The 2,882-nt window shown below is 71.3% G+C and carries 5 protein-coding genes; all 5 read right to left on the reverse strand.

What is annotated here, in order from left to right; translation table 11 throughout:
- Nucleotides 1-232: hypothetical protein (locus AC1D15_RS25225; RefSeq protein ID WP_477828139.1), on the reverse strand; the 232-nt coding region annotated here is incomplete at its 3' end.
- A gap of 500 nt (nucleotides 233-732) precedes the next feature.
- Nucleotides 733-1,701 (reverse strand): aliphatic sulfonate ABC transporter substrate-binding protein, encoded by a 969-nt coding sequence (locus AC1D15_RS25230; RefSeq protein ID WP_477828140.1) that lies wholly within the window; start codon nucleotides 1,699-1,701, stop codon nucleotides 733-735.
- Between the two features lie 96 nt (nucleotides 1,702-1,797).
- A complete protein-coding gene (locus AC1D15_RS25235) occupies nucleotides 1,798-2,058 on the reverse strand; it encodes a hypothetical protein (protein WP_477828141.1) in 261 nt (86 codons plus the stop codon).
- A 55-nt stretch (nucleotides 2,059-2,113) separates the two neighbouring features.
- On the reverse strand, nucleotides 2,114-2,362 hold the full coding sequence (locus AC1D15_RS25240) for a hypothetical protein (RefSeq protein WP_169675417.1): 249 nt from the start codon (nucleotides 2,360-2,362) through the stop codon (nucleotides 2,114-2,116).
- 103 nt (nucleotides 2,363-2,465) lie between these two features.
- A partial coding sequence (locus AC1D15_RS25245; protein ID WP_477828142.1) for a glycosyltransferase occupies nucleotides 2,466-2,882 on the reverse strand: 417 nt, incomplete at its 5' end.

Below are 2,882 nucleotides of genomic sequence, written 5' to 3' on the forward strand. Positions count from 1 at the left end.
GGTCGTTCGCATCGAACATCAGCGCCGCCTGCTGGGCCTGGGCCGATTTCGGCAGCGACAGCGTCACGTCGCCCGGCAGGCCGGCCATCGCGCGGTAGTAGTTGACCAGCTTGACCACCGCGTTCTTGTACGCGAGCGGCGTGTCGCCGGCCGCGCAGCCGGTGACGTTGCCGCTCCAGCTGAACGAGGTCTTGCGCAGCGCGATGAAGCCGTCCTGGTAGCGCGCGAGCACCTCGGCACGGTTGCTGGTGTCGATGGCGGAGAAGGCGGTGTCGCTCGCTGGCGCTGGCGCTGGCGCCGGGGCTGGGGCTGGGGCTGGGGCTGGGGCTGGGGCTGGGGCTGGGGCTGGGGCTGGGGCTGGCGCAGGCGCAGGTGCCGGTGCAGGAGAAGGCGCTGGCGCTGGCGCTGGCGCGGGCGCCGGAGACGGAGCGGGCGAAGGAGCCGGCGCGGGTGCGGGCGCGGGAGCCGGTGCAGGCGACGGGCTCGGCGCATTGCCGGTCGGCGGGTTCTGGCTGACCTCGCTGCTGTCGCTGCCGCCGCCGCAGGCAACGAGCATGAACAGGCTCAGCAGCGCAGCCGAGGATCGGATGGGGGGACGGGACGATGACATGGCCCTCGGCATGCAAGCATGGGACCACGCGCCACTCGCCCCCTGTCCGACACGATCCACCCCCGCCGGTCACACATCATGTTGCAACGCCGACGCGTGGCGTCAGATCTTTCGGTACGGCGTCAGCTGGGCCGCCACACCGGCGAGTCCGCGATCACGACGCGGCGCGGCAGGATGTGCGCCTGCGTGAAGGCATCGGCGATGCGCTGCTGCTCGGCCAGGGCCTCCGCGTCGACGGCCTGCACCTTGTAGCTGCGCCGCTGGTTGGCCGCGGTCACGGTCGCGGCATCGAGGCCGATCACCGGCGCGTGCCATTCGGCCGCGGGGCCGGGGTTCTTCCTGATCCACTCTCCGGCCCGCTGCAGCTCGGCGAACACGGCACCGAGCACGTCCGGGCGCCGCTGCGCATACGGCGTCGCGGCAAGGTAGAAGCGCCGGTAGCTCGACAGCGAACCGCCGTCGAGCAGGATGCGTGCGCCGGCCTGGCGCTGTACCGCGGCGAGGAATGGATCCCAGATCACCCAGGCGGCCACGCTGCCGTTCTCGAAGGCGGCGCGCGCATCGGCCGGGCTCAGGTACGCCGGCTCGATGTCGCCGATCGACAGGCCGGCCTTCGCGAGTGCCTCCAGCAGCAGGTAGTGCGCGCCGGCGCCCTTCGCGAAAGCGACCTTGCGGCCCTTCAGCTGCGCGACATCGGTGATCGGGGAGTCCTTCGGCACGACGATCGCCTGCGCCTGGGGCGACGGCGTCTCGATCGCGCAGTAGGTGAGCTTCGCGCCAGCGGCCAGCGCGAACGGCGGCACCGCATCGGCCACATCGGCGCTCAGCTCGATCGCGCCGATGTTCAGCGCCTCCAGCAGCGGCAACCCCGAGGTGAACTCATGCCAGGTCACGCGGACCTTCAGCGCTGCCAGCGCCTGTTCGAGCACGCCGCGCGACTTCAGGAAGATCATCAGCGTGGACGACTTCTGGAAGCCGATGCGCACGGTGTCGGCATCGGCCGCGCGCACGGCGGCGGGCAGCAGGCTCGCCGCGGCGGCCGCCAGCATCAGGCGGCGGATCGGGTCGCCAGGAAGATCAGGGTACGGCATCGATGGGCTCTCGACAATGACGGAGCCCGCGACGCTAAGCGCCGCCCCACGCGGCGGCAACGACGCAATGCGCAGTTGCTTATGCGCCGACCGGGTTCAGTGGCCGGAAGCCGACGGCTTGTGCATGTTGCGCGTGCCCAGCAGCGCGCCCACCGGGACGCCGTCGTCCGCCTTCGGCTTGCTGCAGTCGCGCGCGACGATGTTGGAGCCGATGCGCGGCTTGACTTCGCACAGCGGGGCGGCATTCGCCTGCGTCTGGTCCTGCGGCTGCGCCTCGGGTTCCGGCACGGGGCTCGCGCAGGCCGTGGCGAACAGGGCAAAGGTCAGGCCGGTCAGGCCGCTCAAACGAAGGGTCATGATGGGTTCGGGTGACGGGGAAGCTGGCGATTCTAGGGGCGCGGCGCGTGAGTTTTCAGGCGTTTTCGAGCCGCGCCCGATCCCGGATCACCGATCGCCCGGCCGTCAACGCATAGTGCAGCGCGGACTCCGGGTCGGTCCAGCAGCGGCCGTCGCACATGGCCTCGTCACGGAACACCTCGCACGGCGCGCCGCTGCCATGCACCTGCTTCACCACCACCGCGGCCACGTAGCCGCCGTGCGCCGCCTCGATCGCCCCGGCGTAGATCTTGAAGTCGCCGACCGTCTGCTCCTGGAAATGCATGCCCTGCTCCACGCCGGCGCCACTGCCGGTCGGGGCGAACTTTGAACGCGTTCGCTCGCAAATTCCATCGACAAGATTGGCGCCCCCATTCGGGGGGGCCGGCTCACTTCGTCCGGCACTGGGCGTACAGCCGCATGTAGGAAGCAGCGGCCACGTCCCACGAGAACTCCTGCGCCATCGCGCGGCGCATCAGCTGCTGCCACAGCGCCGGCTGGCCGAAGGCGTGCAGCAGCCGGTCGACCGTGACCTCCAGCGCCATCGAGCTGGCCGGCTCGAACGAGAAGCCGGTCGCCCGGTCGGTGCGGATCGTCTCGTCGGTCGCGTCGACCACCGTGTCGACCAGCCCGCCGACGCGCCGCACCACCGGCAGCGTGCCGTAGCGCAGCGCGTACAGCTGCGTCAGCCCGCAGGGCTCGAAGCGCGACGGCATCAGCAGCGCGTCGCTGCCGGCGATGATGCGGTGCGCGAGCGCCTCGTCATACACGGTGCGCACCGCCACCTGCGCCGGGTGCGCGCGCGC

The organism is Rhizobacter sp. P2_H2 (assembly GCF_056403375.1).

Excerpts from the sequence above, each read along its gene's own strand:
- AC1D15_RS25230 (WP_477828140.1), bottom strand. The coding sequence starts at position 1,701 with ATGCCGTACCCTGATCTTCCTGGCGACCCGATCCGCCGCCTGATGCTG.
- AC1D15_RS25235 (WP_477828141.1), bottom strand. The coding sequence starts at position 2,058 with ATGACCCTTCGTTTGAGCGGCCTGACCGGCCTGACCTTTGCCCTGTTC.
- AC1D15_RS25240 (WP_169675417.1), bottom strand. The coding sequence starts at position 2,362 with ATGCATTTCCAGGAGCAGACGGTCGGCGACTTCAAGATCTACGCCGGG.